Annotated in this window: 18 protein-coding genes, 1 tRNA gene and 2 pseudogenes; 8 read left to right on the forward strand and 13 right to left on the reverse strand. The window is 72.9% G+C overall.

From position 1 onward, the window contains the following. From ACWFQ8_RS24005 to ACWFQ8_RS24020, 4 genes and pseudogenes are all read right to left on the reverse strand, one after another. Window positions 1-2,248 (reverse strand): annotated as a pseudogene (locus tag ACWFQ8_RS24005) (hypothetical protein); the annotation flags it as partial. Between the two features lie 111 nt (window positions 2,249-2,359). Next, a complete protein-coding gene (locus ACWFQ8_RS24010; RefSeq protein WP_453788351.1) occupies window positions 2,360-3,472 on the reverse strand; it encodes an ADP-ribosylglycohydrolase family protein in 1,113 nt (370 codons plus the stop codon). Window positions 3,473-4,264: 792 nt separating this feature from the next. After that, window positions 4,265-6,862, reverse strand: a complete 2,598-nt coding sequence (locus ACWFQ8_RS24015) for a bifunctional FO biosynthesis protein CofGH (RefSeq protein WP_453788316.1) — start codon at window positions 6,860-6,862, stop codon at window positions 4,265-4,267. Between the two features lie 40 nt (window positions 6,863-6,902). Continuing rightward, window positions 6,903-7,685, reverse strand: coding sequence for an SDR family oxidoreductase (locus ACWFQ8_RS24020; RefSeq protein WP_453788317.1), 783 nt, complete (start codon window positions 7,683-7,685; stop codon window positions 6,903-6,905). A gap of 156 nt (window positions 7,686-7,841) precedes the next feature. Between ACWFQ8_RS24020 and ACWFQ8_RS24025 the strand changes: the two genes are divergently transcribed. Beyond that, window positions 7,842-8,693, forward strand: coding sequence for a hypothetical protein (locus tag ACWFQ8_RS24025; RefSeq protein ID WP_453788318.1), 852 nt, complete (start codon window positions 7,842-7,844; stop codon window positions 8,691-8,693). A gap of 168 nt (window positions 8,694-8,861) precedes the next feature. Here the strand turns inward: ACWFQ8_RS24025 and ACWFQ8_RS24030 are convergent, their stop codons facing one another. The 3 genes from ACWFQ8_RS24030 to ACWFQ8_RS24040 all read right to left on the reverse strand — a co-directional run bounded on the left by ACWFQ8_RS24030 (window position 8,862) and on the right by ACWFQ8_RS24040 (window position 11,283). Next, entirely contained in the window at window positions 8,862-9,074 is a 213-nt protein-coding gene (locus tag ACWFQ8_RS24030) for a DUF397 domain-containing protein (RefSeq protein ID WP_453788319.1), read from the reverse strand. Between the two features lie 209 nt (window positions 9,075-9,283). Beyond that, complete coding sequence (locus ACWFQ8_RS24035) at window positions 9,284-10,168, reverse strand: helix-turn-helix domain-containing protein (protein WP_453788320.1); 885 nt, start codon at window positions 10,166-10,168, stop codon at window positions 9,284-9,286. A gap of 380 nt (window positions 10,169-10,548) precedes the next feature. Further along, window positions 10,549-11,283: a GOLPH3/VPS74 family protein gene (locus tag ACWFQ8_RS24040; RefSeq protein ID WP_453788321.1), complete on the reverse strand. Its 735-nt coding sequence runs from the start codon at window positions 11,281-11,283 to the stop codon at window positions 10,549-10,551. A 172-nt stretch (window positions 11,284-11,455) separates the two neighbouring features. Between ACWFQ8_RS24040 and ACWFQ8_RS24045 the strand changes: the two genes are divergently transcribed. The 3 genes from ACWFQ8_RS24045 to ACWFQ8_RS24055 all read left to right on the forward strand — a co-directional run bounded on the left by ACWFQ8_RS24045 (window position 11,456) and on the right by ACWFQ8_RS24055 (window position 16,697). Then, window positions 11,456-14,260 (forward strand): hypothetical protein, encoded by a 2,805-nt coding sequence (locus ACWFQ8_RS24045; RefSeq protein ID WP_453788352.1) that lies wholly within the window; start codon window positions 11,456-11,458, stop codon window positions 14,258-14,260. Between the two features lie 235 nt (window positions 14,261-14,495). Then, window positions 14,496-16,385, forward strand: coding sequence for an MFS transporter (locus tag ACWFQ8_RS24050; protein WP_453788322.1), 1,890 nt, complete (start codon window positions 14,496-14,498; stop codon window positions 16,383-16,385). Between the two features lie 108 nt (window positions 16,386-16,493). After that, window positions 16,494-16,697, forward strand: coding sequence for a hypothetical protein (locus ACWFQ8_RS24055; RefSeq protein ID WP_453788323.1), 204 nt, complete (start codon window positions 16,494-16,496; stop codon window positions 16,695-16,697). 109 nt (window positions 16,698-16,806) lie between these two features. Here the strand turns inward: ACWFQ8_RS24055 and ACWFQ8_RS24060 are convergent, their stop codons facing one another. From ACWFQ8_RS24060 to ACWFQ8_RS24070, 3 genes are all read right to left on the reverse strand, one after another. Further along, window positions 16,807-17,652 carry a nitroreductase/quinone reductase family protein gene (locus ACWFQ8_RS24060; RefSeq protein ID WP_453788324.1) on the reverse strand — a complete coding sequence of 282 codons (846 nt, stop codon included), beginning with the start codon at window positions 17,650-17,652 and terminating at the stop codon, window positions 16,807-16,809. 362 nt (window positions 17,653-18,014) lie between these two features. Then, window positions 18,015-18,087: transfer RNA gene (locus ACWFQ8_RS24065), tRNA-Arg, on the reverse strand. Between the two features lie 159 nt (window positions 18,088-18,246). Beyond that, window positions 18,247-18,639: a TOBE domain-containing protein gene (locus ACWFQ8_RS24070; RefSeq protein ID WP_453788325.1), complete on the reverse strand. Its 393-nt coding sequence runs from the start codon at window positions 18,637-18,639 to the stop codon at window positions 18,247-18,249. On the opposite strand from ACWFQ8_RS24070, the gene ACWFQ8_RS24075 reads away from it, so the two are divergent. After that, window positions 18,638-18,967, forward strand: coding sequence for a hypothetical protein (locus tag ACWFQ8_RS24075; protein WP_453788326.1), 330 nt, complete (start codon window positions 18,638-18,640; stop codon window positions 18,965-18,967). The two genes, ACWFQ8_RS24070 and ACWFQ8_RS24075, sit on opposite strands and share 2 nt — an antisense overlap. Before the next feature lie 71 nt (window positions 18,968-19,038). Here ACWFQ8_RS24075 and trxA read toward each other — a convergent pair whose 3' ends face one another. From trxA to ACWFQ8_RS24090, 3 genes and pseudogenes are all read right to left on the reverse strand, one after another. Continuing rightward, the gene (gene trxA / locus ACWFQ8_RS24080) at window positions 19,039-19,371 is read right to left on the reverse strand and encodes a thioredoxin (RefSeq protein WP_453788327.1); all 333 of its coding nucleotides are present in this window, start codon (window positions 19,369-19,371) and stop codon (window positions 19,039-19,041) included. 220 nt (window positions 19,372-19,591) lie between these two features. Continuing rightward, window positions 19,592-19,807, reverse strand: a pseudogene (locus ACWFQ8_RS24085) (helix-turn-helix domain-containing protein); the annotation flags it as partial. Window positions 19,808-19,963: 156 nt separating this feature from the next. Next, window positions 19,964-21,241: a M6 family metalloprotease domain-containing protein gene (locus tag ACWFQ8_RS24090; RefSeq protein WP_453788328.1), complete on the reverse strand. Its 1,278-nt coding sequence runs from the start codon at window positions 21,239-21,241 to the stop codon at window positions 19,964-19,966. 257 nt (window positions 21,242-21,498) lie between these two features. On the opposite strand from ACWFQ8_RS24090, the gene ACWFQ8_RS24095 reads away from it, so the two are divergent. From ACWFQ8_RS24095 to ACWFQ8_RS24105, 3 genes are all read left to right on the forward strand, one after another. Beyond that, window positions 21,499-22,308, forward strand: coding sequence for a TetR/AcrR family transcriptional regulator (locus ACWFQ8_RS24095; RefSeq protein WP_453788329.1), 810 nt, complete (start codon window positions 21,499-21,501; stop codon window positions 22,306-22,308). 69 nt (window positions 22,309-22,377) lie between these two features. Next, on the forward strand, window positions 22,378-23,916 hold the full coding sequence (locus ACWFQ8_RS24100) for an MFS transporter (protein WP_453788330.1): 1,539 nt from the start codon (window positions 22,378-22,380) through the stop codon (window positions 23,914-23,916). A 109-nt stretch (window positions 23,917-24,025) separates the two neighbouring features. Further along, window positions 24,026-24,874 carry a dioxygenase family protein gene (locus ACWFQ8_RS24105; RefSeq protein ID WP_453788331.1) on the forward strand — a complete coding sequence of 283 codons (849 nt, stop codon included), beginning with the start codon at window positions 24,026-24,028 and terminating at the stop codon, window positions 24,872-24,874. Window positions 24,875-24,939: the final 65 nt, after the last annotated feature.

Here is a 24,939-nt window from a genome sequence, read left to right on the forward strand (position 1 = left end):
GGAGGGTGACCGTGCCGCCTTGGCCCACCTTGGCCTTCGGTACGCCCAGGCCGCTGCGGGTGTCCATCAGCCGGGTGGGCGTGATCGGCCTGTACGTGGAGCCGGTGCCGTCGGTCGTGTAGTAGCCGGCGACGTCGGCGATGAGGTCGACGGATCCCGCGTTGTTGTAGAAGCTGACCTTTCCGTTCACGACGGGGACGACGACGAGGTTCGGGATCGTCTGCCCTTGGGTGAAGTTGAGGTTTGAGGCGCTGGTGCGGGTGGTGCCGTTGGGGTAGACCGACACGTGGCTGTCCGTGGTGGGGTCGGTGGCCGTGACGTTCAGGACGACCGCGGTCACCCCGGACGTCGGGATGCCCGCGGTGCCGCTCACCTGGAGGGTGACCGTGCCGCCTTGGCCCACCTTGGCCTTCGGTACGCCCAGGCCGCTGCGGGTGTCCATCAGCCGGGTGGGCGTGATCGGCCTGTACGTACCTAGGTCTGAGGCCGTGGGCGGTGTCACCGTCAGCGTGCCGCGCGGGTACTGGGAGCCGAGGGCGTGGACGTTGATGTTCCAGTGCCCGGCAGGGGCCGAGCGCAGGTCCACGGTGGCCTTCAGCGTGCGGGCGTCGTCGGAGACCGAGACGGTCGTGGCCGTCAGGGGCGCCGGGCCGCCGGTGAGCCGGACGGTGGTGTCCATGCCCAGCGCCGAGCCCTGCACGGTGAGGGTGGCGACCGTGCCGCTCTGCGCGGTGTCCGGTGTGACCGTCCCGACGGAGAGGTCCTCGGAACCGCAGGGTGCGGTGGTGCAGACGAGCTCGGCGCGGTACGCCGTACGGTCCGTCCGGTCCGGCAGTGCGAGGACGAACACGCTCTGTTCGGTGCCGGTGCCGGTGCCGGTGCCGGTGCACGTGTACGGGGAGGAGTTGCCCATGCAGAGGTTGGTCCAGGCGTTGCTGTAGAGCGCGGGCTCCGGGGTGCGCGTCCCGCCGTCCGTGGTGGTGATGTCGGCCCGGAACGAGTCACCCGAGACGCTCGTCAGGACGGCACACACGCCCGTGCGCTGCTCGGAGAGCGTGCCGGTCAGCGGGCCGTACCCGTACGCGACCGATCCAGCCCGGGTGCACTCGGGTGCGGGTCCGGCGGCCGTGGCGATCCGCCAGGCGTCGAGGCGGTAAGAAGCGGGCAGGGGCCAGCCTTCCGGGACCTGGGTGACGACCTGGTAGCTGGTGGAACCGGTGACCGTGCACTCCCAGGTCTTCTGGTGGCAAGCGATGCCGCCGTTGGCGCTCATGACCAGCATGTGCGTGGAGTCCTGCGCGTCCCGGACGTTGACGCGCAGCCGGTCCGTGGCGGCGCCCGTGGCGATCCGGTGGCAGCGCAGGGTGCCGTTCTGGCCGGACGCACCGGTCGCGGCCGGGGCGCCGACCGCCGTCGCCGCGGAGACGGCGCAGCCGCGAGCCGTGGCGGTGGTGTCCCAGCGGTCCAGGGTGTGAGTGCGCGGGGCGTCCTGGCCCTGCAGGAGGACGGTGTACGCCTTTCCGGAGGTGAAGGAGCAGCTGGTGAGGCCGTCCCTCCGGAGCTGCTGGCCCGGCGCGGGGTGGCTGTAGCAGTTGTGGGGGCCGTTGCCGTCGGTGTCGACCATGCGGATCGCAAAGCTCGGGAACGGCCCCTCGTCCTCGTCCGGGAGGCCGTAGCGGATGCGCAGGAGCTCGGAGGTGGAGTGAGCGTCGGCCGGGATCGTCAGGCAGTGCGAGAAGACGCCGTTGCCGGTCTCCAGCCGCACGCTCCCCGAGTTGTCGGCGAAGCTCCCGGCGGGCAGGATCGGGCAGCCCTTCTGGAGGACGTCCGTACGGACAATTTGGACTCCGTACGCCCCGGTCGCAGTGTCGTCGTCAGCGCGCACCAGCGCGCGGAACGGTGCTGTTCCGGTCAGGGCACAGCCGCCCCAGGTGAGATCCCCGCCGGTGCACTGTGCGGTGCCGTTCTTGTCGACGACCTCGACCTGGACGGTCACGCTCGCGCCGCCGAGCGAGGTGAGCGCCGCGATCCGGGCCCCCTGCGGGCTCGGCAGCTCCAGGCAGTGTGTTTGTCCGGCCGTGGTGAACGTACCCGAGTGCCGTCCCTCGGCGACGGCGACGCAGTCCTGCGCGCCCGGTGAGGCCGGCGCGGCATGAGCGGTGCTCACCGGGAGGAGGAGCGCGGCGAGGACGGCGAGCAGGCACGTCAGTACGGTGGAAATCGGATGTCTTGCGGATGCCAATGTCATTGGCATGAACCCCCCAGGGTGATGTGCGACGAGTGATCGTCGCACATCCGTACGGGGGTGGCGGGAGCGATATGCGCGATGCGTCGCCGTGCGGACCAAAGGCCGGGCCCCCTACCCGCGGGGGTAGCGGGCGAGCCAGCCGGGGGTCGAGAAGGACGGGCCGTGGAGGGCGGGGCCCTGGGTCATCTCCAGGGCGAAGTCGTCGGCCAGTTCCAGCAGGGTGGCGCGGCCTTCCAGGCCGGCGAGCCAGGCCGCGGGGAGGGCGGTCTCGCCGTGGAGGGCGCCGAGCATGGCCCCGCACAGGGCGCCGGCGGCGGCGGAGTCGCCGCCGTGGTTGACGGCCAGGCGCAGCCCGCTCGGGACGTCCTCGGCGACCAGCGCGCAGTAGACGGCGACGCCGAGGGCGTCCGCGGCGTCGCCCGGCCGGCCCGCGCGGAGGGACTCGACGGCCTCGGGGCCGGGCGGGGCCTGGGTGACGGCGGCCAGTGCGCGCTCCAGGGCGTCCGTGACGGGCTGCCGGCCCGGCCGGGGGGCCAGCAGGCCGAGGGCGCGCCGGACGGCGGAGTCGAGGGAGTCGCCTCGGGTCAGCCCGTGCACGATGACGGCGAGCGCCCCGGCCGACAGGTACGCGGTGGGGTGGCCGTGGCTCTGCGCGGCGCACTCCACGGAGAGTTGGAGGACGAGAGAGGGCTCCCAGCCGACGAGCAGCCCGAAGGGGGCGGAGCGGACGGCGGCGCCCGCGTCGTGGGCGGCCGGGTTCTTGGGGTGGTCGAGGGTGCCGAGGACGTCGTCGGCGAAGCCGAGAAGGCTGGCGCGGTCCGGGGCCCGGCGGGCGTACAGCCATTCCTCCTGCGCGAGCCAGCCGTTGTCCTCGCGGCGCTCGTCGGGGCCCCAGTCGCTCTGGGTGGCGGCCCAGCGGAGGTAGGCGCGGTGGATGTCGGTCGGCGGGTGCCAGTTGCCGGTGTCCCGGCGTACGTGGGCCCGTATCAGCCCGTCCACGGTGAAGAGGGTGAGCTGGGTGGCGGCGGTGACCGTGCCGCGCCGGCCGTGGGCGGGCGCCGGCTCGGTCAGCCCGGCGGCGCCGTGGGCCTCGCGGACGGCGCCGAGGGAGAGGCCGGCGAGCGGTGCGCCGAGGGCGTCGCCGATGGCGGAGCCGAGGAGGGTGCCGCGCACCCGGCTGCGGAAGTCCTGCTGCTCGACGCGCCCCCACAACGCGGTGGCCACGGCGGCGGCCCGCAGGCCTCGCCCGTCGGTGCCGTTGCCCTGGCCGGGCGGAATCCGCGATCCGGACCCGCGCCCGGCGCCGGGCGGTGCCGCCCCGGCCACCGGCTCGGCCGGGCCCGACCCGTGCCGGGGGCCGGCGTCCTGTCGTGCCGCGCCGGTCGCGGGCTCGGTCGGGCCGTGGCCGTGCGGGGTCGCGGAGCCCGGTACGGGCAGGTGTCCGTGGCCCGGGACCGGCCCCGCGCCGGAAACCGGGTCGAGGCCGGGCGCAGGCCCGCTCCCCGGAACCCGCACCGGAGCGCCTGGCATCGGAGGCCCCGGAGCGGCCGGAATCGGTAGGGGAGCGGCCGGCATCGGAGGCCCCGGAGCGCCCGGCATCGGTATCGGAGCGCCCGCCGTCGGAGCAGCCGGAAGGGGCGGCATCGGCATCGGACCCGCCGGGCCGGACAGCGGTGCCTGCGGGGTGGCGGCTTCGCGTCCCCCAGGTGTGGTCGTACCGGTCGCCGTGCCCGGAAGGGCGACCGCTTCCGCACTGGTTGTCGCGTCCACCGCGCTCACCGTCCCCTGGCCCGTGCCTGCCACCGCCCCCGCGATAGCACTGGCGCGCACTGTAGTGGACAGCTTCGGTCGAACTCGGACGGAGTCCGTCACGTGGTCCGTAAGCGAGCGGAGAACGGCCGGAATCCGAATACTTCCAGCCGCCCCCTGGCCGACGGCACGCGGGCCGCTGTCCTTGGCGGGGGCCGGATCCGGCCACGCGGGGTCCGGGCCCGTCGGGCCCGGACCTCCGGGTGGCTAGGGGGTGTCCAGGAGGGGGAGGAGGGCCGGGAGGTGACCGTCCGAGGCGTGGGCCGCGGACCGGCGTTCCTGGGAGACCTCGCCGTAGAGCGTCGTACGGGGCTTCGCGGGGCGGCCCGCCGCCTCGGCCACGGCGACCAGGTCCCGGACCGACTTGTACGAGCCGTAACTGGAACCCGCCATCCGGGAGATGGTCTCCTCCATCAAGGTCCCGCCCAGGTCGTTCGCCCCGGAGCGGAGCATCTCGGTCGCACCCTCCGCACCCAGCTTCACCCAGCTCGTCTGGATGTTGGTGATGTGCGGGTGCAGCAGCAGCCGCGCCATCGCCGTCACCGCCCGGTTGTCCCGGACCGTCGGGCCTGGCCGGGCGATGCCCGCCAGGTAGACCGGCGCGTTCGTGTGGATGAACGGCAGCGTGACGAACTCCGTGAAGCCCGCCACGTTGTTCGCCAGCGCCCTCTCCTGGATCCCGACCAGCGTGCGGAAGTGGCCCAGCCAGTGCCGCGGCTGGTCCACGTGGCCGTACATCATCGTGGACGAGGACCGGATCCCCAGCTCGTGCGCGGTGGCCACGACGTCGATCCAGTCCGCCGTCGGCAGCTTGCCCTTGGTGAGGACCCAGCGCACCTCGTCGTCCAGGATCTCCGCCGCCGTGCCCGGGATGGAGTCCAGCCCGGCCTCCTGGGCCGCAGCCAGCCAGTCCCGTACGGACATCCCCGTACGGGTCGCGCCGTTGACGACCTCCATCGGGGAGAAGGCGTGCACGTGCATGCCCGGGACCCGCTCCTTCACCGCCCGCGCGATGTCGAAGTACGCCGTCCCGGGCAGGTCCGGGTGGATGCCGCCCTGCATGCACACCTCGACCGCGCCGACGTCCCACGCCTGCGCGGCGCGGTCGGCGACCTGGTCCAGGGAGAGCGTGTACGCGTCGGCGTCCGTGCGCCGCTGCGCGAACGCGCAGAATCGGCATCCGGTGTAGCAGACGTTGGTGAAGTTGATGTTCCGCGTGACGATGTACGTGACCTCGTCACCGACGACCGACTTGCGCAGGTCGTCCGCGATCCGGCAGAGCGCGTCCAGGGCCGGGCCGTCCGCGTGCAGCAGGGCGAGGGCCTGCGCGTCGGTGAGCTTCGTCGGGTCGTCGGCGGCCCGCGCGAGCGCGGCCCGCACGTCCGTGTCGATGCGCTCCGCGCGCATGCCGGGCGCCGCCGCCTCGCGCAGGGCCTCCCAGTCGCCGTAGACGTGGTCGAAGTCCTCGCGGCGGTCGCCGCTACGGCCCTCGGTGTCGATGGTGGCGTGCAGGTCGGTGCGCCCGTACGCGGTGAAGCCCTCGTCCGGCTCCTGCCACGGGCGGCCCTCCACCGCCGCCCCCTCGTTCGCGAGGCCCGTGTTCGCGTCGGCCAGCGCCCGCACGTGCGGCAGCAGCCGGGGGTCCAGCCAGGGTTCGCCGCGCCGCAGGAACTCCGGGTACACGGTCAGCCGTTCGCGCAGCTCGAAGCCGGCGGCGGCGGTGCGCTCGGCCAGCTCCTCGATGTGCGGCCAGGGCCGCTCGGGGTTGACGTGGTCGGGGGTGAGCGGGGAGACGCCACCCCAGTCGTCGATGCCCGCGCCGATGAGCAGGGCGTACTCGGCGTCCACCAGGTTCGGCGGGGCCTGTATGCGGGCACCGGGCCCCAGGATGTGGCGCGCGACGGCGATGGCGGCGGCCAGCTCCTCCAGTTCCGCGTCCGGCATCCCGCGCATCGCGGTGTCCGGCTTGGCGCGGAAGTTCTGGACGATGACCTCCTGGATGCCGTGGTAGCTGCGCTGGATGCGGCGGAGCTCGAAGAAGGCGTCCGCCCGCTCCTCGTACGTCTCGCCGATGCCGATGAGCACGCCCGTGGTGAACGGCACGTTGGAGCGGCCCGCGTCCTCCAGCACCCGCAGCCGTACGGCCGGCTCCTTGTCGGGGGACCCGTGGTGGGGGCCGCCGGGCTCGGACCACAGGCGGGTTGCGGTGGTCTCCAGCATCATGCCCATGCTCGGCGCGACGGGCTTGAGGCGCTGGAGGTCGGACCAGGACATCACCCCCGGATTGAGGTGCGGCAGGAGGCCGGTCTCCTCCAGGACCCGGATCGCCATGGCGCGCACGTAGGCGAGGGTGTCGTCGTAACCGTGCGCGTCGAGCCACTCGCGGGCCTCGGGCCAGCGGTCCTCGGGGCGGTCGCCGAGCGTGAACAGGGCTTCCTTGCAGCCCGCCGCCGCGCCCCGGCGGGCGATGTCGAGGACCTCGTCGGGGGACAGGTACAGGCCGTGGCCGGCCCGGCGGAGCTTGCCGGGGACGGTCACGAAGGTGCAGTAGTGGCACCGGTCGCGGCACAGCCGGGTCAAGGGGATGAAGACCTTGCGCGAGTACGTGATGACACCGGCCCGCCCGGCGGCGGCGAGCCCCGCGTCCCGCACCCGCGCGGCGGAGGCGGCGAGGTCCCGCAGGGCCTCGCCGCGCGCCTGGAGCAGGACGGCTGCCTCGGCCGCGTCGAGCGCGACGCCGTCACGGGCCCGCCGGAGCGCGCGGCGCATCGCGTTTTCGGTCGGGGCGTCACTCGGAGTGGTCATGGGCCGAGCATACGATCCGCGTCCGCGGGGGCGGGGCGGGTCATCGCATGAGCTCACCTGCGTTGACCAGCAGGGACTGGCCGGTTATCGCCCTCGCCCGGTCGGAGGCGAGGAAGACGGCGGCGTCGGCGACGTCCCCGTCGGTGGCCAGGTCGGGCAGGGCCGTGCGCGCGGTGAGGCGGGCGTGGACCTCGGCCTCGGGCACGCCCTCGGCGTGGGCGGTGAAGGTCACGAACGCCTGGACGGGCGGCCCCCACATCCAACCGGGCAGGACGGTGTTGACCCGGATCCGGTGCGGGCCCAGTTCGCGGGCCATGGAGTACATGGCCGAGGTCAGGGCCCCCTTGGACGCGGCGTACGCGGCCTGCTGGACCTCGTTGGGGGCGGCGACCGCGGACTGCGTGCCGATGATGACGACGGAGCCGCCGGCGCGCTTGAGTGCGGGCAGGCAGGCCCGGGTCATCCGGAGGGTGCCGAGCAGGTTCACGTCGAGGATCTGCTGCCAGGTGCCGAAGTCGGCGTCGGCGAGACCGCCGAAGTACGAGTCCCAGGCGGCGACGTGCACGACCCCGTCGAGGCCGCCGAACCGCTCCTGCGCGAGTGCGGCGAGGGCTTCGCACTGGGCCTCGTCCGTGATGTCGGTGGGGAGGTGGGCGGTGTGCGTACCACCGGGGTCGATCTCGGCGGCGGACTTGGCGAGGTTCGCCTCGGTCCGCGCCCCGAGCACGGCGTTCCCCCCGTCCCGCACGACGGCGGCGGCCACCTGGTGCCCGAGCCCGGCCCCGACTCCGGAGACGACGACGGTCTTCCCTCGCAGCAGCACGGCGGGACCTCCGGGGGGTGGGGGCGTCGCGGGGTCTAGATCTGACGATGCGTCAGGGTAGGGGAGAGGGGCGGGGTTGGGAAGGGGGTGTGGCGGATGTCGAACGGCGGTCCTCGACCCCTCCCCATCTGACGCGGCATCAGCTAGACCGGTCCCATGACCACAGGAGAGCAGCGCCCCGACACCCGCGTCGAGGACTACGCCGAACTGGCGGCCGTGGGGCCCTACGGGGTCCGCCCCGGCCACGCCCTGATCACCCTGGTGGAGCCGCATCCGGGCCACGAGTACGCGTACAACCGCTGGTACGAGGACGACCACTACTACGCCGGCGCGATGGCCATGCCCTGGATGTACGCGGGTCGCCGCTGGGTGGCCACCCGGGAGCTGCGGGAGCTGCGCTACCCGGAGAAGTCGGCCGTCGCCCAGCCGGTGACCGACGGGTGCTACCTGTCCACGTACTGGGTCACCGAGGGCCGGTACGACGAGCACATGAAGTGGACCGTCGGCATCAACAAGCGGCTGAACCGCGACGGTCGCGTCTATCAGGACCGCACCCACGTCTTCACGTCGTTCCAGGACCACGCGGCCACCGTCTACCGCGACGGCGCCGCCGGCCCGCGCGACCACCACGCGCTCGACCACCCGTACTCCGGGCTGGTCCTCCAGGTCGTCGACGCCGACGGTCCCGAGCGGCGCGCCGAGCTGCTGGAGTGGCTGCGCTCACGTGCGCTGCCGAAGCGGCTGCACGGATCCCCGGCGGCGATGGTGACGGTCTTCCGGCCCACGCCGCTGCCCGGCGACCGGATGACCTACGTCAAGCAGGTCGAGGGGGTCGACACCCGGCTCACGCTGCTGTGGTTCCTGGAGTCCGACCCCCGCGGGTGCTGGGACCGCTTCCGGGGACTGGACGCGGAGGTGGCCGGGGTGGGGCTGGGCCGGGTGGAGCTCGTGGCGCCGTTCATTCCCACGGTGGTGGGGACGGACCGCTACGTGGACCAGCTGAGGTAGCCGTCCGGACGCAGGCCCGGCGACCGCCCGCGAAACCGGCCCCGGACATGGCCGAGCCCCCTCGGCCAGGACGGCGGCCGGTCGAGGGGGGCTCCAGTCAGTGCTGCTCGCGGTGTTCGGAAGGTGCCGGCCGTACAGAGGGGACAGGGAGGGCACATACCGGGAAGTTCAGGCGAGACGCCCCAGCCGGCCCTCGGTGACGTCGGCGACGAACGAGGTCCAGGAGCCCGGTGCGAAGGTGAGGGACGGACCCTCCTGCACCTTCGAGTCGCGGACCGCGATGGATTCCATGACGGGGGACTTGACCTCGACGCAAGCGCCGTTCCCGCCGGAGTAGGAGGACTTGATCCAGTTCTCGGTGCCGCCCTGACGAATAGCCATGTTGTTCTCCGGTTCAGCGAGTAGTGCCGGTGGGGGCGTCGGCCGAATTCCGTTGTTCCTGGCCGACGCGATCGACGCTACCGGCACCGCCCGACGGGTGAAGTGGTCATTCACCCGACCGAGTGGCATATTCCATCAGGTCTTCTGCGCCCGGGGACCGACGGTGTACGGTGCTGCGCCGTCCCGCCACCTGCCCGTACTCTCCGCGTTCACTTCCCCTTGCCCGCGTAATTGTCGATGATCTCGGCGATGAACTGCCGCGTCTGCTCGACGTTGAGGGCCTGGGCCCGCAGGTGCTCGTACATGACGCTGTACTTCTGCACGTCGTTGGCCTTCTCCAGGTACAGGTCGCTCGTCACGCCCTCGATGTAGACGACGGTCGAGTCGGAGGCGTCCGGGAATTCGAGAATGGCGTACTGGCCGTTCACGCCGGGGTGCGCGCCCATCGTGAAAGGCATCACCTGCACCGTGATGTAGGGCTGTTCGGACTGCTCTATCAGGTACTCCAGCTGCCGGATCATCAACTGCGCGTCGCCCACGTGCCGGCGCAGCGCCGCCTCGTCGATCACCGCCCACAGGCGCAGCGGGCCGACGTCGGGATTGTTGTTCTCGGTCTCCGAGAGCCGCTTCTGCCGGTGCATGCGGACCTGGACGCGCTTCTCCACGTCGAGCGGCGCCGTCTCGGGCAGTGCGCCGCGGATGAGGGCTTGGGCGTACTCGGGTGTCTGGAGCAGGCCCGGCACCATCTGCGGCTCGTACGTGCGCAGGCTGGCGGCGTCCGTCTCCAGGCCGATGTAGACGCTGTACGGGATGTCGCCGAAGGCGTGCCACCAACCCTGCTGGCGGGAGTCCTTGGCCATCTGCATGAGGGAGTCGACGAGCCGGCGGTCCTCGACCTCGTACACGTCGCACAGGTCGCGGACGTCGCGCTGGCTGATGGAACGGCGGCCGTTCTCCAGTCGGCTGATCTTCGACTGGGAGACGAGGAGGCGCTCGGCGACCTGCTCGGCCGTCATGCCCTTGTCCTCGCGGAGCTTGCGCAGCTCCATCCCCAGTCGGCGACGTCGGACGGTGGGATTGACATTGGACGCCACGTGAACGGCACCTCCGCCTTCTTCTGTCGCTGTCTCGCTGCGTGTCTGATGTTGAGCAGACTGCCACCGAAGCGTGCGGCGCCGCTGGGGAACGGCCCGGAAAACAGACGCGCGGGGCGGCGGGACCGGCGAACCGGGCCCGCCACCCCGCGCGCTGGCGGCTCCCCAACCGGGTCCTCGGGGACGCCGGTCACGGCGATGGCGGTGCTGTGGCGGTGCTGTGGCGGTGCTGTGGCGGTGCGATGGCGGTGCGACGGAGCGGTGGATCCGAGCGCGTACGTGCGGTGGTGCGGGCGGTGCGGTCCTGCGGGCCCGCGGCGACGCGTCCCGCGGTGGTGCGGTCGCGCCCCCGCGGTGGTGCCCGCGGTGCCGGGCGTGGATCAGTGCGCGGCCACGCGGGCCATCGCACCGGTCCGGCGCGGTTGCATCGGGACACCGCTCGCCGTGGCCCGGGCCGGTGGTACCGGCGCGCGGTCACGGCGTGGCTGTGCCGCCACACCGTTCTGGACGTCCATCACGGCGTGCGCCACGAGTCCGCCCATCGGGTCGTGCCGGATCAGGTCCCGCAGCCGGGACCTGGACGACCGCCCCTCGTTGCCGGGGTACAGGTGCTTGCCGAGTCCGACCGCGTGGGCCAGTGCGGCGAGCGCCGCGGTCCGCGGGTCCGGCGGTACGCCGGTGCGGATCGCACTGTCGAGCCGGGCACGGATCTCCCGGCTGATCGCCGTGTCGGTCGCCTGGTAGCGAGTCGTCGGCAGCACCCCGCACATCTGTCCCGCGACGGCATGGACCATGCCGCAGCGCTCCAGGTGCGTGAGGTAGATCTGGCGGAGCCCCAGTCGGGGTCCACCGATCCAGTGGACGGCCCGGACCGGGCTGCCGCGTCTGCGCAGCAGTTCCAGTGCGGAGTCCAAAGTCGGATCTCCTGTCGGCCGTGGCATCACCACGGCGATACGATCCCCGTCAGGGGCTATCCGTCCTGCCAGAGCCAGCTCCACTAGCTGTGCCCCGGCCAGGCCGAGGTCGAGCGACTGCGGCTGCGCCGTGGTACCCGTGGCCGGGTCCAAGGCGAGCAGCAGAAGCTCCTCCGGAATTGTTCTGCGGCTCCTGCCCATCCATGCCTCCCCGCGTGGATGAGTGACAGGGTGACGCCTCTCACATTCATCTGTCGAGAGCGCGTGACCGGTTTGTGGTGGAACCCGCAACTATGTCGTTCTCGTCTGTCTCGGGGGCGATGCCCCCGAGACGGGACACTGTTAGACATTCGGACAGCCGGACGTGGCGGCGATGGAGGAGGAACTGGTGGCGGGCGAGTCCCCCGACAAGTCGGTTGATGAAGGAGCGCCGGGGGTGGCGGAGTCCTCCGCGGAGCACGACCCGAGGCTCTCGGTGTTCCGGCCGAGGGAGCCGGAGGGCGGCGGTTCGCCGTCCCGCGCCGGTGCGCGGACGGCGGCTTCGGCGTCGGAGTCCGCCCCGGGTCCGGCGTCGGAGTCCGCCCCGGGTCCGGCGTCGGGTTCGGCGTCGGGTTCCGGTGCCGGGGCGGCGGCGGAGCCCGACGCGAGCGAGGCCGAGGCTTCCGGTGCGGATGCGGCCGACCCGGAGGCTTCCGGGGCCGGTGTGGCCGGTCCCGAGGCGACCGAGGTCGAGTCCGAGGACGCGACCGGGTCCGAGGTCGAACCCGCGACCGGCTCCGCGACCGGGGCCGAGGTCGAGCCCGGATCCGCCGCCGAGCGCGGCGGGGGTGACGACGAGGGTGCCGGCTCAGGCGCCCGGCCGCGGGATCCCCTGCGCGAGGCGGTGGCGGCGTGGGTCGCCTCCGCCGAGCCCGGTGACGGCGATGCCGACGGCGACAGCGACAGCGACAGCGACGGCGACGCCTCCGCCGAGGCCCGTTCCGGTGTACGGGGCGCGGACGCCGCGGAGCCCGCGGGTTCCGGTTCCGCCGTCGAGGACGAGTCCGCCGAGGACGGCGCCACCGCCGTGTTCCGGCTCCCGAAGTCGGCTGCGACGTCGCCGGACCGGGATTCCGCTTCTGCTTCCGCCTCCGATTCCGCTTCCCTCTCGGGTTCTCCTTCGTCTTCGGCTGCCGCCGACTCGGTCGTCCCCCGGAAGCCCGAGCCGGCCGCCGAGGACTCCGGGAGCAGCGAGCGCACCGCCGTGTTCCGCAAGGTGAAGCCGCCCTCCGCGCCGGCTCCCGAGGTGCCGAAGCCGTCCGGCGGGGAGCCTGCGGACAGCGAGCGGACCGCCGTGTTCCGTGCCTTCAAGCCGGATGCGGTACCGCCGCGGGAGGATTCCGGTTCCGGTCCGTCGGAGTCGACTGCCGCCGAGCCTGCGGACAGCGAGCGGACCGCCGTGTTCCGTGCCGTGAAGCCGGCGTCCGGCACTGCGGCCGGTTCCGGTTCCGGTTCTCGTTCCCCTTCTGCGCCCGCAGGCACGCCGGCCCCCGGGTCGGCGCCCCGTCCCACCGCTCCGCCCGCTTCCGGTTCCGCCGCCGCTCCGGAGCGGTCCCAGCCGGCCGCCGATGAGCCCGCCGAGCCCGTCGACAGCGAGCGCACGGCGGTCTTCCGTGCGGTCCGGCCCGGTGGTGCGCCGCCGAAGGCCAGTACCTTCGTACCGCTGCGCACGGACGCCGATGCTCCGAAGCCGGCCGGCGCGCCGGCGTCCCGGCCCGCGCCTGCCCCGGCGCCTGCCCCGGCCCCCGCGCCTGCCCCGGCCCCCGCGGCGCCCTACGCGCCGAAGACGGCCGCCACGCGTGGGGCGGCGCCGGCCGAGTCGTCCGAGCGGACCACCCAGCAGCCCCTGCCGCCGAAGCCGCCGCTCGACATGCTGGCGGACCTCACGAACAACCCGCCCCCGCCGCCGAGCCCGCTGCGTACCGCCGTCCGGCGGGTCAAGATCTACGCCCCGCTCGTCGTGCTCCTCGCCGTGATCCTCGCCGTCGTGCAGCTGGTGCGCCCGCTGCCGGAGCCGAAGCTGGTCATGACGGAGAAGTCCTCGTACGCCTTCGCCGGCGCCAAGCCCGAGCTGCCCTGGCCCACCGAAGGCCAGGCGTACATGGCGGCGGCCGGTCTGGGCACGCTCGGCCAGTCCGGCGAGCAGAAGCCGGTGCCGATCGCGAGCGTCACCAAGTCGATGACGGCGTACATCATCCTGCGCGACCACCCCATCAAGAAGGGTGAGCAGGGCGAGATGATCGACGTCGACAAGACGGCCGAGGCCGAGGGCAAGAAGAACAACTCGACCGACAACGAGTCGACCCTCGACACGGTCAAGGAGGGCGACAAGATCTCGGAGTACGACGCGATCGCCGCCCTGATGATCCCGTCGGCCAACAACATCGCCCGGCTGCTGGCGCGCTGGGACGCCGGTTCCCAGGAGGCGTTCGTCAAGAAGATGAACGACACCGCCAAGGAACTCGGCATGACCAAGACCACGTACACGGACCCCTCGGGTCTGGACGCGACGACGGTCAGTACCGCCGAGGACCAGGTCAAGCTGGGTCTGCGGCTGGTCGAGATGGAAACGCTGCTGGACATCACGAAGAAGACCAGCTGGGTGGACCCGTCCGGCAAGAACTGGCGGAACTGGAACGGCCTGACCGGTCCCACCGGCGCCCTGGGCATCAAGACCGGTACGACGACCAAGGCCGGCGGAAACCTTCTCTTCGCCGCCCAGAAGAAGATCGGCAACACCAACCAGCTGATCGTCGGAGCCGTCCTCGGCCAGCACAAGCCGCCGATCATCGACAGCGTGCTCGCCGCGAGCAAGCAGCTGATGCAGGCCACCCAGAAGTCCCTCGAAGGCGCTCCGGTGGTGAAGAAGGGCCAAGTCGTCGGCTACGTGGACGACGGACTGGGCGGCCGGACCCCGGTGATCGCGTCCGCCGACGTGCAGGCGGTCGGCTGGGGCGGGCTGACCGTCGGCATCAAGCTGGGGGACGGCGGCGGCAAGCTGCCGCAGACGGCGAAGGCCGGTACCGAGGTCGGCATGCTGACCGTCGGCGAGGGTGCCAGCCAGGTGAAGGTGCCGGTGGTGCTGCAGAGCGATCTCGCCGCGCCGGGCCTCGGCAGCAAGCTGACGCGCGTCGGCTGACCATCGGTGAGAGCGTGGTTCCGGCGCCCCGGGCAACCCCGGGGCGCCGGAGCGCGTCTTGGCACGGGGGACGGTACCCGCGGCCCGTACGCGCGCCCGACGGGCTGAGCGGATGCGCGGCCGGGGTGGTGGCGGTGCGGGTGAGGGTGCCAGTGTGATGCCGGTGCGCGGACGCCTGCGTGTGCGTGTGCATGTACGTCCACATGGGTGGACTCGGGTGTTGGGGAGTACGGCAGTGACCACCGCTGAGCAGCAGGGCCCGCGCCTCGGACCCGCTCCGTCGGTAGACGGCGGCGTTTCCGGGGCGTCCGGGGTGTCCGGGGTGTCCGAGGGGCGCCGCCCGGGCTCCGGCGCGGGAGGCGGGGTCCTCGGCCCGGCCCGACGCCACCCGGTGGTCGTGGCGACGGTCCTCGCCGGGCTGCTGCACGTCGTCTGGTTCTTCGCCTTCGCCAACAGCGGCGGCGACCTCGCCGCTCAGGACGCCTGGGCCGAGTTCGTCGGGCGCCATCCCGACTCGGCGTACAACCTCGCCTGGTACGGGGGCATGCACCCCGTCTCGTACAGCGTGGTCTCCCCGTACCTCATGCACGTGCTCGGCGTCCGGACCACGATGATGATCGCGGGCACCGTCTCGGCCGGACTGTTCGCGCTGATCCTGACCCGCTGCCGGGGTGCCGTCCGGGAGCCGCTGTGGCCCGCGCTCGCCGGGGTGTACGGGCTGTTCTGCAACGCCCTGTCGGGCCGCGTCACCTTCGGCCTCGGTGTGCTGTTCGCCCTGGGTGCGATCGCCGCCGTCTTCTGCTGGCCCCGCAAATGGGCCGAGCGGCGCTGGGCGAAGGCAGCCGCGGCGGCCCCGCTGGCGGGCCTGGCGACGGCCGCCAGCCCGGTCGCCGGGCTCTTCCTCGGGGTCGTCGCCGCCGCGCTGTTCCTGAGCCGGCGGCGCCCGGGTGCGTACGCGCTGGGGCTGGCGCCGGTGGCCGTGGTCGGCTTGTCGGCGTGGCTGTTCCCCTTCTCCGGGACCCAGCCGATGAAGCTCGGCTCGGCGGCGCTGCCGTTCGCGGCCGCGGTGGCGGTGCTGGTGCTCGTACCGCGCACGTGGAAGACCGTCCGCATCGCCGCGGGCGTCTACGCCCTCGGCGTGTTCCTGACCTGGGCCGTCGACTCGCAGGTCGGTTCGAACGTCACCCGGCTGGCCATGCTGTTCGGCGGCGCCGTGCTGATCGCCGCCCTCCCGTACGCGGTACCGCGCTCGCGGCGCTGGTACGCGCTGGTGCTGGCCTTCGCCGGGGTGAACCTGTGGATCACCACCAACAGCATCACGGACATCGTCCGTACCACCCCGGTCGCGGCCTGGAACCGGGAGCTGGCCCCGCTCGTCGACCAGCTGCAGAAGGCGGGTGCCGAGCGCGGCCGGGTCGAGGTGGTCCCGGCCAGCAGCCACCGCGAGTCCTCGGCCTTCCCCTCGTACGTCAACCTCGCGCGCGGCTGGAACCGGCAGGCCGACCTGGAGCGCAACCCGCTCTTCTACGACGACACGCTCACCGCCGCGACCTACCGGGACTGGCTGGACCGCTGGGCCGTGCACTACGTGGTGCTGCCCGCCGACAAGCCCGACGAGGGCGGGAAGGACGAGGCCGAGCTGGTGCGGGAGGGCGGGCTGCCCTACCTCCAGCAGGTGTGGGGCGACAAGAACTGGCAGCTCTTCAAGGTGCACCGACCGACCGACCTGGTGGCCGGGCCGGCGAGCGTGGTGCGTGCGAGCGCCGACCAGCTCGTCGTGGACGTCAAGGAGCCCGGCCGGGTGCTGGTGCGGATCCCGCACTCGCCGTGGCTGGGGCTGGTGGACGGGGCGGGCAAGGCGGTGCCGCCGCCGCAGGAGACCTTCGCGTCGAAGGCGCGGAGCGGCGGCGGGAGCTCGCTCCCGAAGGAGTACGCGAACACGGCCGGCTGCTTGTTCAAGGCGGCTCCCGACGCGGCCGGCGACGTGTGGACGGAACTGCTGGTCGCGGCGCCGGGGGAGTACCGGGTGGCCGCGAAGTACCAGCTGCCGCGCGGGACGCCCTGCCCGGAGGAGCTGCTCCACCAGGTGCTGGGGCCGCGGGAGCGGCCGGCGCCGGACGCGTAGCGTCCTTGATCCGAAATTCTTTACGTCCGGTCCGGGTGCGTTGGTCCGTATATCTGCATACGATCCGAGTAGTCCGATTGGGTGCTTCCCGAAGGAGTTGACGACGGGATGAGCAAAGAGCAGAAGCAGGACGTCCAGGCGGCCCTCGCGAAGGCGCAGGACCCGTTCCAGGTGCCGCGTGCGCAGGGGCACGGCTTCGAGGGTCCGGTGCGGAGCAAGGTGAAGGGCGGAGTGCACACGAAGGCGGCCCTCAAGCGGGCCGGTACTCCCCAGGGTGACCGCATCGGCGAACGCAGCCGGGGTCTGAGCTGACCCGGGGCGCCGCGCCGCCCCGGCTCGTGCTCGTGCTCGTGCCCGTGCTTGTCGCGGCGTAGGCCCCGCGAGCCCGCATGCCCGCGGGTGCCTGCGCCGGACGCGCGCGTCAGACGTCCAGGGCCCTCAGCACGGGCAGCAACTGCTCCTCCTCGTGGTCGAGATGCGCCTCCAGCTCACGGCTCAGCCGCTCCACCCGGTCGCTCAGGCCGGCGCCGGTGCCGGGCCCGTCCAGCGCCCGTACCAGCTCCTCCTGGAGCCCCGCGACGGCCTCGTGCTCGGCCGCGATCCGCCGGAAGAACTCCCCCATGTGGGGGTGCTGCTGCTCCAGGTAGGGGAACAGCCCGGCGTCCTCGCTCCTGTGATGGAACTCCAGCGTGTGGCAGAACGCCAGGCAGTGCTGGCGCAGTTGCAGCGTGAGCGTCGCCGTTCCGTCGCCGTGCGCAGCCTCCTCCCGTACGAGGGCCAGCTGCGCCCGCAGCCAGCCGTGCACGTCGAGGAGCTTCCCGGCGATCCCGGCCTCCCCGGAGGCGACCTCGTGGGTGCGCTGGAGCGTCACGACGGGAATCACCCGTGCGGTCCGCTCCTGGTACTCCCCGTAGCCGGGCTCCTCCCGCACTACGCGGGCGAACAGCTCGTCCAGCGAGGGCCCTTGGGCGGGCACGGCGACGGCCTCGTACTCCTCGGTCCCGGTCTCGACCTGGACGAGGGGACGGGCGAGCAGGTTGTGGTACCAGGCGGGGTGCCGGTCGGCCCCGGCGGCGGATCCGACGACGAGCAGCCGGTTCCCGTCCCCTCGGACGAAGCCGAGGGGCACGGTGTGCGGCTTGCCGGACCTGGCGCCGGTGGTGGTGAGCAGGATCAGCTCGGAGCCTTCGAAGGGCCCGCCGACCCGCCCGGCGTTGGCCCGGAACTCGGCGATGACGGATGTGTTGAAATCGGTGAACGATGACACGGGGTGTGGGTTCCTCACGGTGTGTGCGTGCGACGGCAGCGAAACAACCGAGGGAGATCACCCGTAGCCGGTGGTGTAGACACCCATGGGTCCGGTCCTTCAACAACAGGTGCCTGCCCAACCACCGCCCGGCCCACATCTCAGTAGGCGGCGCCACGCGACACGCCCCCATCGTAACCAGAACCCGTCAACTACCCCTTCACTGCACCGCGGTCGGCCCCTGCGCGTTCTCGGAAGCCGGCCGGATGCTGCGCCTCAGCCGTGCCACGACGTCGGGGGTGAGTCCCGAGCGCCCGGTGGGGACGACGAGAGGCCCCCCGGTCCGGAGAACGGGGGGCCTCTGTGTCCTGCTGCGCAGGTTGTGCCCTCGGCAGGATTCGAACCTGCGACACCGGCTTTAGGAGAGCCGTGCTCTATCCCCTGAGCTACGAAGGCAGCGGTGGCTGCCCGTGAGGGTGGAGCCACCGCCGTCAGTGTAGCGGGTGGTGCATGATCCGCAGACGGGGTTACCGGCTCTCGTCGTAGACGCCGGACAGGTCGACGATCAGGTCGGCGGGGTCCCCCGACGCGGCCGGGCGGTGCCGTCGTGGCTGGTCAGCCCCGGTCGATGTGCACGCTGGTGGACTTCACCCGGGCCGTGGCCCGCATGCCGACCTCCAGGCCGAGCTCCTCGACCGCTTCGCGGGTCAGCAGGGACACCACCCGGTGCGGGCCCGCCTGGACCTCGACCTGCGCCGCGACGTCGCCGAGGGTGATCGCGGTGACGATGCCGGGGAAGGCGTTGCGCGCCGAGGTGTGCGGGACGTCCTCGCCCTCGGCGCCCTCCCGCGCGGCCGCCACGCAGAACGCGGCGAGGTCGGGGCCCGAGACCATGCGGCGGTTGCCGTCCCGGTGGGTGGGGAAGCGGTCCGCGTCCGCCCACCGGCGGGCGGTGTCGACGCTGACGCCCAGCAGCTGGGCGGCCTGTCCGATGGTGTAGGACTCCATGCGGCCCACCCTAAGCGCGGCGCTCCCGTCCGCCTCTCGCCGCCGTCCCCTTGCCGCCCGCGCCCGAAGGTTCGTCGACACGTGGGACCCGGACGCCGGGGCCCCGCCGCTCGCGGTGCCCCTCACCGTCTTCGGCGGCGAGAGTGGCATGGTCGTCACCCGCCACCGGCTGGCCGCCCGGGCCGAACGCGCCCCGCTCTTCCGGGGCCTGTACCTCTACGGCGGGGGCCACTTCTACCTCCGGGAGCACCCGCGGTCCCCGGCCCGCCGGATCACCGCCGCCACGATCGCCGCAGGCCGCGCGACGCGGGTGCCGCAACACGGCTGAACGCGTACGGGGACGCCCCGGCGCTCAGTGCGCCTGGCCGTCCCCGTGCCGGTCCGGTCCGAGTGCCGGCGTCAGATGACGTCCTCCAGCTCGCGCAAGAGCTTGGCCTTCGGCCGCGCGCCCACGAGCGACTTCACCGGCTCGCCGCCCCGGAAGACCATCAGCGTGGGCATCGACAGCACCCCGTACTTGGACTGGGTCTCCGGATTGGTGTCCACGTCCAGCTGCACGATCTTCAGCTCGCCGGCCTTCTCCTGCGCGATCGCGGCCAGCACCGGCGCGATCTGGCGGCAGGGACCGCACCAGTCGGCGGTGAAGTCCACCAGCACCGGCAGGTCGGAGTTGAGTACCTCATCGGCGAACGTGACGTCGGTGACCTGACCCAGGCCTTCTGCTTGCGTCATCCCATGTGCCCCTCTCGTCGCCGCGCGGCCGCTTCCCGACCGCGCGGACCTCGGCCCGGGCAGGCGGAGCGCCAACCTGGTCCCGTAACCCCGAACGGTCCGGTGCGGCAAGCAATTCCCGTTTCCTGCCACGGGGTTGCGCGGTGACAGCCACCGGACGACGGGCGCCCTGCGCCCCGGCCGACCCGACAGCTCACCGCTTGCCGACGAGGCGCAGCGGCAGCCCGCCGCCCGCCGCGGACCATTCGGCCGGGGACCAGCCGCGCGCGGCCCGCAGGTAGCCGGGCTTCCAGTTCGTTCCCGTGGCGGTGTGGGACACCAGCGCCTCCAGGCCGTCGAGGCCGGCTTCCACGAGGGCGAGTACGTGGCCGTCACCGCGGTGCTCCCGCAGCAGGGCCGCCGCGTGCCACAGCGCCAGGTGCGGGGCCTCGGGCAATCGTCGTCATGCGGACCACGCTACGCAGCGGGGGGCGACGCCGGTGTCCGAGTCGGCGCAGACCGTCCGGTGCGCGGCGGTTCGGCCGGTGCGGCGCCCGGTCGGGCAGGTGGCCCCGGGCGGCGGCCCCGGGCGGCGGCCCCGGCCGGGGGAGCGTCAGGGGCGGGTGATCCGGACCTGGTAGCTGCCGTTGCGCAGCTCGCCCACCACGGAGACGCTGATGCCCGACCGCTCGTCCGTGAAGGTCTCACCGGGCCGGAACGGCGCGTCGGACAGCTCCGCGTGGACGTTCGGCCGCCGTGTGCAGCCGCCGCTCGACGCGGCGCTGTCCGAAACCGTCACCGGGCCCTGCCCGGTGTCCACGTCGGAGTCAACCTTGTAGATGAGGACCCCCGGCTTGCAGACGGCCTCGTCGTTGCCGGCCCTGGTCCGCACCTCCACCGCGTACCCGGTGCTCTCCGAGAGCGGTACGAAGGCCAGCTTCGTGCCGCCCCGCACCGCGAGCGGGGACAGCACGTGGTCGCTGACGCCCGACTTCGACGCGCAGCTGATCTGGGTGCTGTCCAGCCAGCCCAGCTTCCACTTGTGCCAGCCCAGCAGATCGTTGTTGGCCCCCCAGTCCTCGCTCATGATGTCCCAGTGCCCGACGGTGCCCCCGCCGTCGGGCGTGTACAGGTCGGGCAGCCCGAAGACGTGCCCGTTCTCGTGCGGGAGCACCCGGTAGCCGGTCTCCCGGTAGGTGCCGGAGCCGTCGTCCTGGCGGCTGTAGACGAAGGACGTGTTCGACAGCGGGACCCCGTCGGCGACCGGGGCCTCGCCGTTGCCGGAGAAGGTCACGGACAGGACGGTGTCCAGGGCGGACGGTCCGGCGTTCGGCGTGACCAGGACGTTGATCAGGTCGTACCGGTTGAAGTCCACGTCGGGGTCGGCGGCCTTCGCGATGTGCTCGACGAGCTGCCGGTACCCCGGTTCGTACGGGGACCCGCGCTCGATGCCGTACGCGGCGAACGGCATCGGCATCCGCAGCCAGGTCCTTATCGGGGCCTCGGGGCGGTAGGTGAGCCGGCCGTAGGAGCTGGTGCGGAACCAGTCCGCGGTCTTGGGGAAGAACTCCGCCATCCGGTCCGCGGCCGTCCCCTCGCCCTTGGCATCGGGAAAGTCGATCATGAGGTTCAGCGCCCTGACCTCGCCGGTCGATCGCGCGTACCCGGGCGGGGTCGGCAGGCCCTCGGACATCTGCACGCCCATCGTGCCCGCGATGCGGCAGGGCGCGAGGGCCGACTCGACGGTGGTGGCCACCGGTCCGGCCGCGGACCGGCCCCGGCCGGAGATGCCCGCGCTCGCGGTCGCCGTGACGCCGAGGGCCAGCGCGGTCAGGCCGATGAACGCGCTGGTGAGGCGTGGTGTGCGTATCCGGTGGCGGGTCTGCGGCATGGAGCTCGCCTTCGGGTCCGCGGCAGCCGGCCGGGTCCGGACTGCGCTCTGTTCGCCCACCCTCCGACGGCTGCGGCGCGCCCGCGCGTCGAGCGAGGCCAAACGGTGACCGGCGGCGGCCGGGCTCGTGACCCAGGTCACACGCGGGAGTGAAATAACCGGGGACCCGATCCCCGTTTGTACGTGAGTCCCCGGAAGTGGGGACCGGCTCCCCGTTTCGGCGGGACCGTACGGATCACCTGCCGGAGAGGCCCTCGATGAAGCGCCCCACCACCACCGCCCCGGCGGCGCCGACCGCCCGCGGGGCGGCCGTGGACCTGGCGGCGCCGTCCGACCCGGCGGCTCCGCCCGCCCGGCCGACCGCTGCCGCGGACGCGGCGCGGGACGCGGCCCCGGCGCACGCGGTCCGGCTCGGCGCGCCCCCGGCGGACGCGGCGCCGGGCGCCGCGACCCGCCCGCGCGCCGACGCCGTCCGCAATCGCGAGCGGATCCTGGTGGCGGCCCGCGAGCTGTTCGTCGAGTTCGGCCCGGGCGCCGCCTTCGACGAGGTCGCCCGCCGGGCCGGCGTCGGCAACGCCACCCTGTACCGACATTTCCCCGACCGTCCGACGCTGGTCCGCCACGTCGTGCTCTTCGTCATGGACCGGGTCACCGGGCACGCGGAGCGCGCCCTCGCCGAGGAGGCCGACGCCTTCGACGCGCTGTGCCGCTTCACGCACGCCGCCGCCGACGAGCGCATCGGCGCCCTGTGCCCGATGCTCGCCGCCGACTTCGGCCACGACCACCCCGAACTCCTGGCCGCGCGCGACGTCCTGGAGGCCGCGGTCCAAGCCTTGCTGACCGCCGGCCAGGACGCCGCACTGGTCCGCCCGGACATCGGCGTCGGCGACCTGATGGTCGCCCTGTCCCAGCTCAGCCGACCCCTTCCCGGCACGGCCTGCATCGACGTGAACCACTTCACCCACCGTCACCTCCAGCTGTTCCTCGACGGGTTGCGGGCGCCGGCCCGCTCCGTGCTTCCCGGTTCGGCACCGACGGCGGAGACCTTGAGGCGGAAAACCATGTGACGCACTGAGGTCTCCCCCCTAGGGTTTTTCACTTATTTCAGTCATTCCGCACAGTGAGTGGGTACACCCATGCCAAAAACAGCCACGACACCCCCGGTGCTCGCGGACCCGAGCCGCTGGAAGGCGCTCGTCTTCATCGCGCTGGCCCAGCTGATGGTCGTGCTCGACGCGACCATCGTGAACATCGCGCTCCCCTCCGCCCAGAGCGACCTCGGCATCTCCGACGCCAACCGCCAATGGGTGATCACCGCTTACGCGCTGGCCTTCGGCGGACTGCTGCTCTTCGGCGGCCGCATCGCGGACAAGTGGGGGCGCAAGAACGCCTTCGTCGTCGGCCTGATCGGCTTCGCCCTGGCCTCCGCGCTCGGCGGCGCCGCCACCGGCGAGGCCATGATGCTGGGCGCCCGCGCCCTCCAGGGCGCCTTCGGCGCGCTGCTCGCACCGGCGGCCCTGTCGCTGCTCGCGGTCATGTTCACCGACGCCAAGGAGCGCGCCAAGGCCTTCGGCATCTACGGCGCGATCGCCGGTGGCGGCGGCGCCGTGGGCCTGATCCTCGGCGGTGTCCTGACCGAGTACCTCAACTGGCGCTGGACCTTCTTCGTCAACATCCCGTTCGCGATCGTCGCGGCCGTGGGGGCGTGGATGGTCATCCGCGAGCCCGCCGGCTCCCGCAACCGCGCGCCGCTCGACATCCCCGGTGTGGTCCTCTCCACGCTCGGCCTCGTCGCGCTGGTGTACGGCTTCACGCGCGCCGAGTCCGCCGGCTGGTCGGACGGCCTGACCGTGGGCATGTTCGTCGCCTCGGTGGTGCTGCTGGGGGCGTTCGTCCTCGTCGAGTCCAAGGTGAAGTCCCCGCTGCTGCCGCTGCGGGTCCTGCTGGAGCGCAACCGCGGCGGTGTCTACCTCTCGCTGGGCCTGGCCGTGATCTCGATGTTCGGCCTGTTCCTCTTCCTCACCTACTACCTGCAGGTCGTCAAGGGCTACTCGCCCGTCATGACCGGCTTCGCCTTCCTGCCGATGATCGCGGGCATGATCACGGGCTCCACGCAGATCGGCGCCCGTCTGATGACCCGCGTCGCGCCGCGCCTGCTGATGGGGCCGGGCTTCCTGCTGGCGGCCGCGGGCATGCTGATGCTGACCCAGCTGGAGGTCGGGTCCTCGTACCCGGCGCTGATCCTGCCGGCGCAGCTGCTGCTGGGCCTCGGCATGGGCACGGCCTTCATGCCGGCCATGTCCCTGTCCACGCACGGGGTGAACCCGGCGGACGCCGGTGTGGCCTCGGCCATGGTCAACACCTCGCAGCAGGTCGGCGGCGCCATCGGCACGGCACTGCTGAACACCATCGCGGCCTCCGCGACGACCGCGTACCTGACCGACCACGCGGCCGAGGCCGCGGCGGGCGGTCCGGGCGCGCAACTGATCCAGGCCCAGGCCATGGTCGAGGGGTACGCCTCCGCGATCTGGTGGGCCGTGGGCATCCTGGCCGCGAGCGCGGCCATCGCCTTCACGCTGATCAACACGGGCCGTCCGGGTGCCGGTGGCCCGGTGGCCTCCGGGGCCGGCGCGGGCGAGGACGCCGAGTTCAAGGTGCCGGTGATCGCCCACTGACGGCGGTTCCCGCTCGGGAATGACTGACGACCCCGCTTGGTTTAAATTTAAACCAAGCGGGGTCGGTCTTTTTGTGGCGGCCCTGCCCCGACGACGCAGGAGCGCCCCCATGACCACGGACCCGGCCCCCGCACCCCCGATCCCCATGGCCACGGCCCCGCAGGGGGCCCGGATGCCGGCGCTCTTCCTCAGCCACGGGGCGCCGCCGCTCGCCGACGACCCGCTCTGGCCGGCCGAACTGGCCGCATGGTCCGCGGGCCTGCCCCGCCCCACGGCGATCCTGATGGTCTCCGCGCACTGGGAGGAGGCCCCGCTCGCCCTCGGCGCCACCGAGACCGTTCCCCTGGTGTACGACTTCTGGGGCTTCCCCGAGCACTACTACGGGGTCCGCTACGAGGCCCCGGGCGCCCCCGGCCTCGCCGCCTCGGTCCGCGCACTCCTGCGCGCCCCGGGCACCCAGGTCCAGGACATGCCCGACCGGGGCCTCGACCACGGCGCGTACGTCCCCCTGGTGGAGATGTACCCGGAGGCGGACGTCCCGGTCCTGCAGATCTCGCTGCCGACCCTGGACCCGCGCCGCCTGATGGACATCGGCCGTCGCCTGGCCCCCCTGCGCGACGAAGGAGTCCTGATCGTCGGCAGCGGCTTCTTCACCCACAACCTGGCCGCCCTGCGCCACACCGGCCCGGGCGTCCCCGCCTGGTCCGCCGAGTTCGACGCCTGGGGCCACGAGGCACTCGCCGCCGGCGACCTCGACTCCCTGCTCGACTTCGAGTCCAAGTCCCCGTCGGGGCGACTGGCGCACCCCCGCACGGAGCACTTCGCACCCCTCTTCGTCACCCTCGGCGCGGCGGAGGCGGCGGGTGACCTCGGGATCCGCCGCGACGCGGTGGACGGCTTCTGGATGGGCCTCTCGAAGCGCTCGCTCCAGTTCGGCCGGCCCGCGGCTTCCCGGTGATCCTCTCCTCCCCGACGGTAGGAGGCGTCGTCCCGTGCCGGAGGGGCCTGCCGGCCCTTCACCCG

Source organism: Streptomyces sp. NPDC055254, from assembly GCF_053606025.1.

Bases quoted from the DNA above. Each gene is read 5' to 3' on its own strand.
- ACWFQ8_RS24015 (WP_453788316.1), bottom strand. From the start codon at position 6,862: ATGACCACTCCGAGTGACGCCCCGACCGAAAACGCGATGCGCCGCGCG.
- ACWFQ8_RS24025 (WP_453788318.1), top strand. From the start codon at position 7,842: ATGACCACAGGAGAGCAGCGCCCCGACACCCGCGTCGAGGACTACGCC.
- ACWFQ8_RS24030 (WP_453788319.1), bottom strand. From the start codon at position 9,074: ATGGCTATTCGTCAGGGCGGCACCGAGAACTGGATCAAGTCCTCCTAC.
- ACWFQ8_RS24040 (WP_453788321.1), bottom strand. From the start codon at position 11,283: ATGGGCAGGAGCCGCAGAACAATTCCGGAGGAGCTTCTGCTGCTCGCC.
- ACWFQ8_RS24045 (WP_453788352.1), top strand. From the start codon at position 11,456: ATGGAGGAGGAACTGGTGGCGGGCGAGTCCCCCGACAAGTCGGTTGAT.
- ACWFQ8_RS24055 (WP_453788323.1), top strand. From the start codon at position 16,494: ATGAGCAAAGAGCAGAAGCAGGACGTCCAGGCGGCCCTCGCGAAGGCG.
- ACWFQ8_RS24075 (WP_453788326.1), top strand. From the start codon at position 18,638: ATGCGGCCCACCCTAAGCGCGGCGCTCCCGTCCGCCTCTCGCCGCCGT.
- ACWFQ8_RS24070 (WP_453788325.1), bottom strand. From the start codon at position 18,639: ATGGAGTCCTACACCATCGGACAGGCCGCCCAGCTGCTGGGCGTCAGC.
- trxA (WP_453788327.1), bottom strand. From the start codon at position 19,371: ATGACGCAAGCAGAAGGCCTGGGTCAGGTCACCGACGTCACGTTCGCC.
- ACWFQ8_RS24090 (WP_453788328.1), bottom strand. From the start codon at position 21,241: ATGCCGCAGACCCGCCACCGGATACGCACACCACGCCTCACCAGCGCG.
- ACWFQ8_RS24095 (WP_453788329.1), top strand. From the start codon at position 21,499: ATGAAGCGCCCCACCACCACCGCCCCGGCGGCGCCGACCGCCCGCGGG.
- ACWFQ8_RS24100 (WP_453788330.1), top strand. From the start codon at position 22,378: ATGCCAAAAACAGCCACGACACCCCCGGTGCTCGCGGACCCGAGCCGC.
- ACWFQ8_RS24105 (WP_453788331.1), top strand. From the start codon at position 24,026: ATGACCACGGACCCGGCCCCCGCACCCCCGATCCCCATGGCCACGGCC.